Raw genomic sequence first — 13491 nt, 5'->3', positions numbered from 1 at the left:
GGCGGCATACAATATTGTGAGGAAATATGGAAAAGGAGATTTATCGATGGAGAATCGCAATTTTCAGATGGATACCCAATGGAATATTATTCATTACCCAGAGAAGCCTACAGGATTTGGGATCTTAATACTTGGAGATGAAAGGCATTTTGTCGATGACTGTAAATGCTTTTGGACACAAAATGAAGGTAAGCTGGCAATTATCAAACAGCTAAAAGAAAAAGGGTACACCATTTTTTCCTCGAATCTTTATGGGCGAAACTGGGGGAGCGAGAATGCTGTTGAACTTGCAGAGAGGTTGTATCAGCATGTAATCCGAAACGAGATTCTTAATAACAAAATTCATGTTTTGGCAGAAGGTATGGGGGCATTGGTTGCTTTGAAATTAATGGAAAAAATGAAGCACAGGATTAGGTCGATCATTTTACTTAATCCGATTCTATCCCTAAAACATCATCTTGAACAAGAAAAGGAACATAAATTTTTTTATAAAAAGTTACTGAGGGAATTATCATTGGCGCATCAAATGGAGCAGAAGGTACTTGAAAATACTATTCTTAGCAAGGAAGAAACCATTAAACAACCATTTGACTGTCCAGTTAAAATAATTCATGTCTTGTCTGGGGCAAAGTCTTATAACCAGTCTAAATTGTATCCACAATTAATTAGTGTATCAGAAATAAATCCAACATTTATTCTTCCAGAAAAAAAACAACAACTAGCGATCATTATGATAAATTTCTTCAACAGCCATGAATCGGTCTTATAAACTTCATCCTCCCCGCAAGAAATAATTCCTTAACGATGCGCATAGGATTCATTAAGGTTAGTGTGGGGAGGAAAAATATATGGACAAGGCAATTCTTTTTGGTATGTTTGACTTTGTGAATTTTCATATTTGCAAGAGTTTGTTAAATAAAGGGATAGAAGTAGAAGGTATTCATCTAGAAGAGACGGATCATATGGCATTTATAGAAGAAAAAAGGCTTGAAGTGGGCCGAAATGCAAACTTGATTGAACAATCATTATCCGAGTGGGAGAGTGAACCAGTAAAACCCACACCTAATACTAGTCTGATCATTTCAATATATGATCTTTATATGAGTAAAAAAGAACAATTTTTACAGGATAAAAATGTAACTAAGCAGATGATTCAATATCTGGATGTTAATAAGAATCATGTCAATAATGTTCTAATTCTCCCCGTACAAATGCTGGCGAGTACATTTAGGGGCAAGGAAATAGAGGGATTTCTAGATTTAATAAAAGAAACAGGAAAGAATACGCAGTTTATTTACTTACCCGCAGTTTATGGCCCATGGCAAACGTCTACTTTTTTATTTCAGAAAGTATTAATTTCAAAATATCAAGAAATAAAGATTACTACTGATGAACGGGAATGGTCCAATGATGTTCTTTTTATTAATGATGCGCTAGAGGCGATCTTAGATATAATGGAAACAGGAAAGGCAGGCAGTTATGTTCTTGAAAGTGGCAAGCAGAATCAATGGTTGAGATGTGCCGACTATCTAAATATCACTGAAAATCATCGGGTTAACAATGGTTTTGAATCATTGGATTTGAATTCTGACATTGTAAAAGTCTCCATAAAAAAAGGAACTCCATTAAAAACATCTATTCAGGAACAAAAGGATCATGTCCAACGATTGTATGCAAATCAGTTGTAAAGTGTCCTGATTTTTGTATAGAATATGTTGGAAATAGGGATGATGAAAGAAAGGATTCATTTCGCTAATGACAGTTAGAAGGAGATAAAAGATAATATGATAAGTCAGGATAAATCTTTAGAATTTATGCAGATCGCGATGAAGTACTTACCCGAAGCTAAAGAACAATTGGACAAGGCTGGCGTTGAATTATCAATGGATTTAATCCAGCCGTTTATGAACCTTTTTACAAAGGTTATGCAAGAGGCATACGAACTCGGGTTATCTGAAGGACGTAAAGAAATGTAAAAAGAAATAAGCTCTCGGATGCGGGAGCTTATTTCTTTTTCAATATTTGCCCTAAACAGTTGCTTAAAATAGACTTTATTTGATAAAATTAGTACCAAGTCATAATAATTGATATTAAACAATAGGATATAGAATCTTGTCATAAATAAAGGAGATGGACCGTATGAGAGCAGGGATTGTAGGTATCGGTAGATATTTACCAGAGAAAATTGTCACCAATAAGGATTTAGAAAAAATTATGGATACATCTGATGAATGGATTCGGACAATGACAGGAATCGAAGAGAGGAGAATCGCAGCCGATGATGTTGAGACTTCGGACATGGCATTTGAAGCGGCCCAAAAGGCGATTCAAGATGCAGGGATTACTGCCGAAGAGATTGATTTAATTTTGGTAGCTACGGTTACCCCTGACACTCCTTTTCCTTCGGTTGCATGCAGAATTCAAGAAAGGCTGGGAGCAAAGAAGGCAGCAGCAATGGATGTCAGTGCTGCTTGTGCTGGTTTTATGTACGGTATTGTGACGGGTAAACAATTCGTTGAAACCGAAGTTTATAAATATGTCCTAGTCGTTGGAGTGGAAAAACTTTCGAAAATTACAGACTGGTCTGATCGAAATACAGCAGTTTTATTTGGGGACGGTGCTGGAGCGACAATTATCGGACCTGTTTCAGAAGACAGAGGAATTCTTTCCTTCGAACTTGGGGCTGATGGGACAGGTTCTAAGCATCTGTACCAGGATGAATATATTATTATGAACGGTAGAGAAGTTTTCAAATTTGCTGTTAGGCAAATGGGGGAAAGCTGTATTAATGTTCTCGAAAAAGCAGGTTTATCAAAAGATGATGTCGATTTCTTGATTCCTCATCAGGCAAATATTCGTATTATGGAAGCGTCAAGACAAAGATTAGAATTACCAGTTGAAAAAATGTCAAAAACCATTAATAAATATGGTAACACTTCTGCAGCGTCGATTCCGATTTCAATTGTAGAAGATTTGGAAGAGGGAAGAATTAAGGATGATGACATTATTGTCATGGTAGGTTTCGGTGGAGGCCTAACTTGGGGTGCAATTGCGATCAAATGGGGAAGATAAAGAACAGAATGAGCAAAAAGATAAGAAATGAAGGAGATAGATAATATGGAAAAGCGCAGGGTTGTAGTAACAGGCATAGGTGCAGTAACGCCGCTAGGAAATGATGCCGAAACTACTTGGAAAAATATATTAGAAGGGAAATCTGGGATTGGGCCGCTGACGAGAGTTAATGCAGATGAATATCCGGCAAAAGTTGCTGCAGAATCAACTGATTTTAATCCTGAAGCATTTATGGATAGAAAAGATGCACGCAAAATGGACCGTTTTACACAATTTGCGGTTGCCTCGGCAATAATGGCAGTGAAAGATGCCAATTTAACAATTAACGAAGAAAACTCCCATCGTGTGGGAGTATGGATTGGTTCTGGAATTGGCGGAATGGAAACCTTTGAACAGCAATTTGAAATATTTCAAAATAGAGGATATAAGCGTGTTAGTCCATTTTTTGTTCCAATGTTAATTCCAGATATGGCAACAGGACAAGTTTCCATTACATTAGGTGCGAGAGGATTCAATTCATGTACGGTAACCGCCTGTGCAACAGGAACAAATTCGATTGGTGATGCCTTTAAAGTCATTCAACGCGGTGACGCAGATGCAATGGTTACAGGTGGAGCAGAAGCACCGATTACAAAAATGTCAGTCGCAGGGTTCTGTGCGAATACTGCTTTGTCCACCAATCCAGACCCAAAAACAGCTAGCAGACCATTTGATAAAAATCGTGATGGATTTGTAATTGGCGAAGGTGCAGGGATTATTGTCTTGGAAGAACTTGAACATGCCTTAGCGCGTGGTGCCAAAATCTATGCTGAAATTGTCGGCTATGGGGCAACTGGTGATGCCTACCATATTACAGCACCGGCACCAGGTGGTGAAGGCGGCGCCCGTGCTATGAAAATGGCCATTAATGATGGCGGTTTAAAGCCGGATGAAATTGATTATGTTAACGCCCATGGGACTAGTACAGAATATAATGACAAGTTTGAAACCCTTGCAATGAAAGAGGTATTTGGTGAGCACGCCTATAACTTAGCAATTAGTTCAACGAAATCTATGACTGGGCATCTTCTTGGTGCTGCAGGTGGTGTAGAAGCGATCTTTACGGTACTAGCGATAAGAGACAGCATACTTCCACCTACCATTAACTATGAAACACCAGATCCAGAATGTGATTTAGATTATGTACCAAATAAAGCACGACAAAAGGAAATTAAAGCAGCCATGAGTAATTCATTAGGATTTGGCGGACACAACGCTACGATTGTATTTAAAAAATACGAATAAACACCTACGAACGACTAGACATATATGTCTGGTCGTTTTTTTAACCATTTTACCTATGAACCTCTTTCGATAATCTTCATAAACTGTTCAGAGAGGCTAGGTAAATGGGGTGTAAGGATGGGGATCATTCGAACAGATTATTGGATAGAAGAGGAGTTTGACAGACCTGTAAAGTTGTGTGAGAAACTAGAGCCATATTTTATAAAGCAAACGCCAAAGGAAATATATAATCAATTATTGAATTTTGGTATGTACCGGCCCTCCAGATCCGCTCTGATAATTATTGACCGAATGAAAGAACAAAAGGCTTGGACTCAAGTGGAACAACTCTTTCATCACTATAAAGAGAAATGGAATGGTCCTGACGTACCAGTATTTCTTTTTCCCGTAGCACAAGCAGGCGGGTTCTTTCTTAGAGAAGTTAAAAGTAAAGCTGGTGTCTCGTTTCCTGATAAAATGTTTCTATTTCTCTCGCATTTTGAGGATCCGAAAGAAATAGAGGCACTAATGGTCCATGAATATCATCATGTCTGCCGGTTAAGAAAGTTGAATAAAAGAATGGAAGACTATACCTTGCTTGATTCGATAATTATAGAAGGTCTTGCTGAATATGCTGTTTTAAAAAATTGTGGCTCGGAATATTTAGCCCCATGGTGCCGTATGTATAATAAAAAAGAATTACTAAAATTTTGGGATAAATATATAAAAAAACAACTAGGTACGAAGAAAAATGAAAGAGGACACGATGAATTACTTTACGGAGAGGGGAGACTGCCAAGACTTCTTGGTTACGCAGTTGGATATGATATTGTTGAACATTTTTACAAAACCAATCATTATTCTACGAAACTATCTTTTGCCATTCCTGCTATAAAATACCTAGAAAACTATAAGAATTACATCGAAAAAAGCCAATAAAACTAGGCTTTTTTTAAAAAATCAAATGACATATGGTATAGGGGATTCAAATAATTCTTGCAATTGTAACAATTTCGTAATAAAATTTCAAGTAAATAGTTTGAATAAACAGAATAATTTAAAAAGTTAGAAGGTGTACTATGAGCACAAAAAAATCGTTGCACAAAGAGGCACCATTGCTCGAGGTGAAAAACTTAGAGACGGCATTTGATATTGACGGAACTGATTATAATGCAGTAGATAATGTATCATTTAATATTAAGCCAGGGAAAATTGTTGGAATTGTTGGAGAGTCTGGTTGTGGCAAATCCGTTATGAGTCTCTCCATTATGAAGCTTTTGCCAAAGGGAAGCGGAAAAATAAAAACAGGTGAGGTTATTTTTGATGGAATAAATCTTGAGAAAATGTCCGAATCTCAAATCAATAAAATTCGTGGGAAAGACGTCTCGATGATTTTCCAAGAGCCGATGACTTCATTAAATCCAGTTTTTACAATAGGCTATCAACTACAAGAAGTCCTTTTTAATCATTTAAAAATTTCGAAGCAAGAAGCCAGGCTAAGATCAATTGCCCTATTAAAAAGTGTCGGAATCTCACGACCTGAAAAACTGGTTGATGAGTATCCACATCAACTATCCGGCGGGATGAGACAAAGAGTAATGATCGCTATTGCTATTGCTTGTCAGCCTAAATTATTAATTGCTGATGAACCAACGACTGCTCTGGATGTTACTGTTCAAGCTCAGATATTAGAACTTCTTAAGGAAATTCAGGCAGTAAATGACATGTCTATAATTTTAATAACACATGATTTAGGCGTGATTGCTGAAATGTGTGATGAAGTTATGGTGATGTATGCCGGAAGGATTGTTGAACGTACGGATGTTGATACACTTTTCCATAATCCAAAACATCCATATACTAGTCTACTATTGGGGGCCATCCCGAAAATGGATGGACAAGAAGAAAGGTTAAGTTCGATTAAAGGTATCGTGCCCTCGCTTATTAATATGCCAAAAGTGGGCTGCCGTTTTGCGAATCGATGTCCAAAAGCAATGCCTGAATGCACGACAATCACCCCTTTACTTGAAGATGTAGAACATGGCCACGAAGTTGCATGTTTACTCTATGAAACAAGTAAACCAATTGAAGGGGTGAGATCATGAAGACCGTTTCAGTACATAAACAGGGTGACCATTCTCCCATGCAATCAGAAAATCTATTAGAGATTAAAAATCTTAAAACCTATTACCCTGTTAAAGGCGGATTTTTAAAACGCACAATTGGAAATGTAAAAGCAGTGGATAATATCTCTTTTGAGATTAAAAAAGGGGAAACCCTTGGGCTAGTTGGTGAATCTGGATGTGGTAAATCAACTGCAGGCAGAACAATCCTTCGACTATTAAAACCAACAGAGGGCCAAATTCTCTTTAATGGTAAAGACATTACCAAAGTATCAGGCAAATCACTTCGCGAGATTCGAAAGGATATGCAAATGGTGTTTCAGGACCCTTATGCTTCTTTAAATCCGATGCAAATGGTTGGGGACATTATCGCTGAGCCTATTTATAACTTTTCTAAAAAAAGTAAGGATGAATTAAAACAGGAAGTCATGGATTTGTTAAATAAAGTAGGGTTACCGCCAGATGCCTATTACAAGTATGCACATGAATTTTCTGGGGGCCAGCGTCAAAGAATCGGAATTGCTAGAGCGTTAGCATTAAAGCCGAAATTAATTATTGCCGACGAACCTGTTTCAGCACTCGACGTCTCAGTCCAATCTCAGGTTTTAAATTTGTTAAAAGATTTGCAGGAAGAATTTAACCTTACTTTTCTTTTTATAGCACATGATTTAAGTGTTGTTAAACATATGAGTGACCGAATTGGTGTTATGTATCTAGGTAATATGGTAGAGGTTGCGGATAAAGAAGATTTATATACTGAGCCTCTCCATCCATATACACAAGCATTAATTTCAGCAATTCCATCTCCTGATCCCAGGGTGAAAAAAGAGCGGATTATCTTAAAAGGTGATGTGCCAAGCCCAATTAATCCTCCAATGGGATGCTCATTCCATCCGCGCTGCCCCATGGCAATGGAGCAATGTTCAAAAAGTAAACCGGTATTAAAGGAGGTGAAGCCCTCTCATCGAGTAGCTTGCCACCTTTACTAAAAAAGCGAAAGCACATGAACGCTTTCACTAGACAGTAACGAAAGGAAAAATAAAAACAATAGGGGGGAAAAAAATGAAGAAGAGAAGTATGCTTATGCTAGCCGCATTGATGCTGGTTCTATCTGCATTTTTAGCGGCCTGCAGCGGCGGAGAAAAAACAGGGACAAGCAAAAACGAAGATGATGGTAAGACTGGCGAAACTGCTGGAAAGCCACAAGATGGCGGGACACTAATTTATGCACTTGATTCTGCACCAGAGGGTAAATTTAACTATTCTTTTTATGGTAATGCAACTGATCAGTATGTCATTGATTTCTTTGATGAAAACCTAATTGATTATGATGAAAATTTAAAGGCACAGCCTCATATTGCCTCATGGAAAACAGCAGACAATAAAGTTTTTGATTTCGAAATCAAACAAGGTGTAAAGTGGCACAATGGCGATGAATTATCAGTAAAAGACTGGGAATTCGCATTGAAAGTTATCGCTGACAAGGATTATGATGGTCCACGTTTTGATAACGTAAGAAACATAGTGGGTGCACAAGATTATCATGATGGAAAAGCGAAAGAAATCGCTGGTATCAAAATAGTGGATGATTACCACATCCAAATTACTTTTGATAAAGCACGTGTAAACAACTTGGATAATCTTTGGACATACCCGATGAACCGTACGGAATTTAAAGGACTTGCAGTAAAAGATATGATGGCATCTGAACAAGTTCGGACCAAACCTGTTGGTTTAGGACCATTTAAAGTAACGAAAGTGATCCCAGGTGAATCCGTAGAATTGGAACGCTTTGATGATTACTTTGGCGGCAAACCTCATATAGAAAAAGTTGTTATAAAAGTTATCGATCCATCTCTTTCTGTAGGAGAGCTTAAAAACGGAACACTCGATATGACTTCCTTCCATCCTAGTATTATTGATCAAGTCAAAGCACTTGATAATGTAAATGCTGTAACCTATCCAGGCGTAAGCTACTACTATGTTGGTTTCAGATTAGGTACTTGGGATGGCGAGAAAAATATCATGAACGAACCTAAATACCAAGAGAAAAAGCTTCGTGAAGCAATGTATTATGCTATCAATCGTGAAGAATGGGTTAAGGCGTTCTTCTTTGGTGTAGGTAAGCCGGTAAACCGTCCAATTCCAACAAACCATTGGATTGCAGCCCCAAATGAAGATTTAGAGCAATACAAATATGATCCGGAAAAAGCTAAAGCATTATTAGATGAAGCTGGATACAAAGATGTTGATGGCGATGGATTCCGTGAAGATCCAAATGGGAAGAAATTTGTTGTTAATTTCAGCCACTATGCAACTGATAACCCTACATTTGAATCGCGCGCCAAGGCAATGACTCAATATTGGGAAGCAGTCGGCTTGAAAACGAAATTAACAATGACCGATGTAAACCTATATTATGAAATGCTTGATAAAGCTGATAAATCAATGGAAGTATTCTTTGGCGGCTGGTCAACTGGTTCAGACCCAGATCCGACTCCACTTTGGGGATCAAAAGCAGTTTGGAACTATCCACGCTGGGTAAATGCTGACAGTGATAAATTGTTAGATCAAGCACTTGATATCAGTGTTGTAGGAACAGATAACGAAAAGCGCAAGGATCTTTATGTAGAGTGGCAAAAACTATTCATGCAAGATTTACCAGCTTTACCAATTGCTGAACTAGAAGAAACAATGGCAGTCAGCAAGCGAGTGCAGGATGTTAAATTTGACGTATCTGGAATGAACCGTCCAAACGAATGGTGGATTAAGCAATAGATTCGTAAAAAAAATACTAACTCAATCTTAAACTTCAAATGGGAGAAGGATTACTTCTCCCATTTAAATACGCTGGTATTGGATTTACACAGCTCGTGTGTACCAAAGCTTATTAGACAAGGAGAATGCACATGCTGAAATATGCATTTCGAAGAATATTGGGAATGATTCCAATGTTACTCCTTACCTCCATTGTAGTATTTACATTGGCAAAATTGATGCCGGGCGATTCACTAAGTGGAGAAATAGATCCTAGAAATACAAATCCAGAGTATATCGCAGAAATGCGTGAGAAATTGGGTTATAATGACCCACTGCCTCAGCAGTATTTCCGTTGGATTAGTGGATTCGTTGAGGGGGATTTTGGAAAATCAACACGTTTCAAAATAGAGGTATCCGAGGTTATTGGTGAGCGTCTTCCTAATACGATACTTTTAGGTTTTTCATCAATTTTAATAACTTATATTCTCGCATTTATAATGGGTTCCTATGCAGGACGAAAGCCATATACCTTAACAGATAATCTAATTGGAGGATTAAACTACATAGGATTGGCCATTCCATCCTTTATTGCTGGGGTATTCGCCATATTCTTCTTTTCTTTTACACTAGGCTGGTTTCCATCAAATGGTTCAGTCGATATTAGTGTTACCGATGGAACCATTGAATGGTGGTTAAGCCGTTTACATCATGTCTTTCTGCCTGCAGTCGTACTTGGATTATTAAGTACAGCTAGTTATACCCAATTTTTACGTAACGATATTATAGAGAATAGCCGCAAGGACTATGTCCGCACAGCACGTGCAAAGGGCACGCCGGAACGAAAGATTTATAATGTTCATATTTTAAGAAACTCAATTATTCCACTTATAACCTTTTTAGGCTTTGATATTGTCGCCATAATTAGCGGTGCGATTATTACTGAGACAATTTTTACCTATCCTGGTTTGGGACAACTATTCCTACAATCAGTAGGGACAAGGGATTATCCAGTATTATTGACGTTGACAATGTTATTCTCCTTCTTAACACTAATCGGCAATTTAATTGCTGATGTCTTATATGGTGTTGTAGATCCGAGAATTAGGCTAGATTAAGGGGGAGAAAAAATGCAGATAGCAACGCAAAATGAGAAAAAGATTTTAGTAACACCCCCGAAAAAAAGTTTATCTCCTTTTGCAATAGCTCGAAAGAAATTTGTGAAAAATAAATTGGCGATGATTAGTCTTTTCTTTTTACTAATTGTTACAATTGTTTCTATCCTCGCACCCTATATCACTACGGCAGATATTACGAGAATCAACATTGGACAAATGTCGTTAGAACCAAGCGGTGAACATTGGCTTGGAACAGATAAATCCGGCCGGGATGTATTTACAAGATTACTCTATGGCGGACGTATTTCGTTATTAGTAGGAATCAGTTGTACATTATTTGTTATTCTACTGGGAACATTAATCGGCTCGATCTCAGGGTATTTCGGCGGAGCCGTTGATAGCTTATTAATGAGATTTACTGATTTTATCTTAAACTTTCCATTCCTTGTATTTGTCATTGTTCTTAATGCCATTCTATTTGGAAAAGTTAACGGTTTATGGGTCTTAATTGGGACAATTAGCTTGCTAAGCTGGGGGGGGATTGCCCGAATTGTCCGCAGTAAGATCCTTGCCGAAAAAGAAAATGAATACATTACAGCAGCCATTTCTATTGGTTGTTCACCAGCAAAAGTTATTGCGAAGCATCTGCTGCCAAACATTCTATCTACCATTATTGTTCAAGCGACGATTACATTTGCAACTATGATTGTTGCTGAAACTGGTTTAAGTTTTCTTGGCTTTGGGGTACCGCAAGAAATTCCCAGCTGGGGAAATATGTTGAATTCAGCAAATGAGCCGGATGTTCTCCAATTCAAACTTTGGATTTGGGTCCCGCCAGCATTAATCATTACAGTAACCATCTTATCAATTAACTTCATCGGAGAAGGTCTAAAGGATGCTTTTAATCCAAAATCAAAACGTTGAAAATCTGCCATTCAAATGGTGGATTTTTTTGTTGGCGAGTTAAAGGTCATTGGTCATTGTTAATTGAAGTTCATAAATGTAATTGGAGCAAAATATATATAAAGGAATAATTTAACTAAGGTCTGCCCATACTGATTTACAAACAGTTTCTTGAAGTGAGGGGTTGTACAATGTTGTATCTTCATGATGTATGGGTAAATTGGTTTGAAGGGGAAGAAAACGGTTACAATGTATGCCACTTCCATGAATGGCGTAAGGATGATGGTGTGGAGTTATTAGACCAGGTGCCATTGATGAAAGTTGAACCGATTTTGTTTAATTACATTGAAAATGATTTGTCAGAATTACCTCAACAGCTCTTGGATGATATCTTTCAAAAAGCTTATTTGAGGAAGAATCATGAAAGAGTGCAACTTGACTATTGCTTTGTAGTCACAGATGGAATTGGAATATTAGCCATAGATACTATAGGCTATAATATTCCGATCCGTAAAAGCCGGTTAATTCCAAGACAAGAGCAGTTAGTTTACGAGATGATAAGTCAACATGAGGCTAATAAATACCACTTTTATGAGCAGCCAAAGTTAAAGGACTATCACATTCTCTCACCTGAGCCGGAATTGATGAGAGGTTTAACAAGAAAAGAACGTCAATTAAAACAACTATTATTTATGGCACTTGACCAATTACTCTCATCGAGTAATGAAGCAGAAGTAAGGTATTGGTACACTGAATGGTGTCCGGAGAATTACTCAACGATTCAAGCTTTAAATTTTGAAGCAGCATGGGAACAGTTATTTGAGGAAACAAAGTATGGATGGTCGAAGAGACATGAAACATTCTGTGAAAATCTAATAAAAGGACAGCCGTTTTTTGAAAAACTTTGGGAAATGGAACACGGTCCAAAAGTAAATTAAAAGCCTGCCCCAAAAGATATACACAACATATCTTTTGGGCTCAGGCTTTTTTTAATTTATAAGAAAGTATAAGTTTTTGAACTTAGATTACTGTCTAGCTCCAGCGCCCTAGCGGCTAGTGTCCTTCGCTCTCCGCCCTACGATAAGTCAACATCGAATCGCCTCCGGCTCTTCGTGTTTCCTTTATCTCAGTTGGAGCGCTCCACAAGGAAGGCTTCGGCAGCATAAGCATCGCACGAAGAAAGAGCGTTAGCTCTTTCGAAGAGGCCATACGCCGCTGAACAGGGCGCTTGCGCTTTTCTTATTGCTATCTTCTTTTACGACCTAACCCCATAGCATTTTCCATTTTCTTCAAAGTCTTATTAGCCACAAAATTTGCTTTTTCTGCACCCTCATCCAATATACGGTCAAGTTCAGGTGAATCAAGTAATTCATAGTATCTTTCTTGTATTGGTGTAAAGAAATTGACAACGACATCCGCTAGGTCACTTTTAAAATCACCGTAGCCTTTCCCTTCGTACATTCCTTCAATTTCAGAAATAGATTTTCCACCCAAGATAGAGTAAATAGATAATAAGTTTGATATGCCAGGTTTGTTTTCTTTATCGAATTTAACAATCCCTTCGGAATCTGTCACAGCACTCTTAATTTTTTTCACCATTTGCTTTGGATCATCTAAAGGTGTGATATTAGCTTTTTGGTTTGGATCTGATTTGCTCATTTTTTTCGTTGGTTCTTGCAGAGACATAATTCTAGCACCGACCTTAGGAATACTTATTTCAGGAATGGTTAAAATGTCGCTGTATTTTTTATTAAATCTTTCTGCTAAGTCACGTGTTAATTCCATATGCTGCTTCTGATCTTCTCCAACAGGTACTAAATCCGTATTATATAGAAGAATATCGGCGGCCATTAGAGGAGGATAGGTTAATAAACTGGCCTGTACTGCCTCTTTACCCGTAGATTTATCTTTGAATTGAGTCATTCTTTCTAATTCACCGATATAGGCTACACATTGCATCAACCATCCTGCTTGAGCATGAGCAGGAACCTCTGACTGAACAAACAATGTAGCTTTGTTTGGATCAATTCCAACTGCTAAATATAACGCTGCTAAACTTCGGATATTTTTCCGAAGTATTCCCGGATCCTGTGGAACGGTAATGGCATGCTGGTCCACGATACAAAAAAAGCAATTGTATTCGTTCTGCATTTCTACAAACTGTTTCAACGCTCCAATATAATTACCAAGTGTGATCGTTCCGCTTGGCTGAATACCAGAAAAAATCGTTTTCATAATAACTTCCTCCTAAAAAT

13 protein-coding genes are annotated in these 13491 nt (G+C 37.8%); 12 read left to right on the top strand and 1 reads right to left on the bottom strand.

Features of this window, described 5'->3' with window-relative positions:
* The 12 genes from V7659_RS08310 to V7659_RS08255 form a co-directional block, all read left to right on the top strand.
* Positions 1 to 769, top strand: a 769-nt coding sequence (locus V7659_RS08310) for a hypothetical protein (RefSeq protein ID WP_335539344.1), incomplete at its 5' end; no start/stop codon positions are given.
* A gap of 79 nt (positions 770 to 848) precedes the next feature.
* A complete protein-coding gene (locus V7659_RS08305; RefSeq protein WP_335539342.1) occupies positions 849 to 1688 on the top strand; it encodes a hypothetical protein in 840 nt (279 codons plus the stop codon).
* Positions 1689 to 1787: 99 nt separating this feature from the next.
* Positions 1788 to 1976 (top strand): ComZ family protein, encoded by a 189-nt coding sequence (locus V7659_RS08300; protein ID WP_335539347.1) that lies wholly within the window; start codon positions 1788 to 1790, stop codon positions 1974 to 1976.
* Positions 1977 to 2139: 163 nt separating this feature from the next.
* Positions 2140 to 3072: a beta-ketoacyl-ACP synthase III gene (locus tag V7659_RS08295; protein ID WP_335539341.1), complete on the top strand. Its 933-nt coding sequence runs from the start codon at positions 2140 to 2142 to the stop codon at positions 3070 to 3072.
* Positions 3073 to 3117: 45 nt separating this feature from the next.
* Positions 3118 to 4356, top strand: coding sequence for a beta-ketoacyl-ACP synthase II (gene fabF, locus V7659_RS08290; protein WP_144553628.1), 1239 nt, complete (start codon positions 3118 to 3120; stop codon positions 4354 to 4356).
* Between the two features lie 117 nt (positions 4357 to 4473).
* A complete protein-coding gene (locus V7659_RS08285) occupies positions 4474 to 5274 on the top strand; it encodes a DUF2268 domain-containing protein (RefSeq protein ID WP_335539339.1) in 801 nt (266 codons plus the stop codon).
* A gap of 140 nt (positions 5275 to 5414) precedes the next feature.
* Complete coding sequence (locus V7659_RS08280) at positions 5415 to 6440, top strand: ABC transporter ATP-binding protein (RefSeq protein WP_335539338.1); 1026 nt, start codon at positions 5415 to 5417, stop codon at positions 6438 to 6440.
* The gene (locus V7659_RS08275; protein ID WP_335539337.1) at positions 6437 to 7447 is read left to right on the top strand and encodes an ABC transporter ATP-binding protein; all 1011 of its coding nucleotides are present in this window, start codon (positions 6437 to 6439) and stop codon (positions 7445 to 7447) included. The genes V7659_RS08280 and V7659_RS08275 overlap by 4 nt, the downstream gene beginning before the upstream one ends.
* Positions 7448 to 7520: 73 nt before the next feature.
* Positions 7521 to 9236 (top strand): oligopeptide ABC transporter substrate-binding protein, encoded by a 1716-nt coding sequence (opp4A, locus tag V7659_RS08270; protein WP_335539336.1) that lies wholly within the window; start codon positions 7521 to 7523, stop codon positions 9234 to 9236.
* 131 nt (positions 9237 to 9367) lie between these two features.
* Positions 9368 to 10333 carry an oligopeptide ABC transporter permease gene (opp4B, locus tag V7659_RS08265; RefSeq protein ID WP_144553639.1) on the top strand — a complete coding sequence of 322 codons (966 nt, stop codon included), beginning with the start codon at positions 9368 to 9370 and terminating at the stop codon, positions 10331 to 10333.
* A 12-nt stretch (positions 10334 to 10345) separates the two neighbouring features.
* Positions 10346 to 11257: an oligopeptide ABC transporter permease gene (gene opp4C, locus V7659_RS08260; protein ID WP_335539335.1), complete on the top strand. Its 912-nt coding sequence runs from the start codon at positions 10346 to 10348 to the stop codon at positions 11255 to 11257.
* A 170-nt stretch (positions 11258 to 11427) separates the two neighbouring features.
* On the top strand, positions 11428 to 12174 hold the full coding sequence (locus V7659_RS08255) for a YjbA family protein (protein WP_335539334.1): 747 nt from the start codon (positions 11428 to 11430) through the stop codon (positions 12172 to 12174).
* Positions 12175 to 12481: 307 nt separating this feature from the next.
* On the opposite strand, the gene trpS is transcribed toward V7659_RS08255, so the two are convergent.
* The gene (trpS, locus tag V7659_RS08250) at positions 12482 to 13474 is read right to left on the bottom strand and encodes a tryptophan--tRNA ligase (protein ID WP_335539346.1); all 993 of its coding nucleotides are present in this window, start codon (positions 13472 to 13474) and stop codon (positions 12482 to 12484) included.
* Between the last annotated feature and the right edge of the window lie 17 nt (positions 13475 to 13491).

It is taken from the genome of Neobacillus drentensis, from assembly GCF_036966985.1.
GTDB classification, from domain to species: Bacteria; Bacillota; Bacilli; order Bacillales; family Cytobacillaceae; genus Neobacillus; species Neobacillus drentensis_E.
This window is presented reverse-complemented; position numbering and strand designations above follow the sequence as displayed.